The sequence below is a fragment of the Staphylococcus sp. EG-SA-14 genome (assembly GCF_017151935.1).
Taxonomy (GTDB): Bacteria; Bacillota; Bacilli; order Staphylococcales; family Staphylococcaceae; genus Staphylococcus; species Staphylococcus aureus.
The window spans coordinates 1-244 of the sequence record NZ_JACVZM010000117.1; the positions used below are offsets into that span (position 1 = coordinate 1).

The window sequence follows — 244 nt, forward strand, 5'->3', positions numbered from 1 at the left end:
CTGATTTCTATCAAATAATTAATAGAAATCAGCTTTTTTACATTGCCTAAGAACTTAATGTCCCAAGCCCTTTTTTACATTGCCTAAGAACTTAATGTCCCAGTCCTTTTTTTATGTTTAAACATTTCAAAAAATCAAGGCGGATCACCATTTTTCAAACCGTTGCACATGATTTTACGCTTATTTATGCTGTTGACGTTAATTTCAGGATTTTGGATATTAATTCAGTCATTTATGAATGGCG

At 31.6% G+C, this 244-nt stretch carries 1 pseudogene; it reads left to right on the top strand.

The annotated features are described in order from the left end of the window. Nucleotides 1-114: 114 nt before the first annotated feature. A pseudogene (locus IDG63_RS14865) lies at nucleotides 115-244 on the top strand (DUF1516 family protein); the annotation flags it as partial.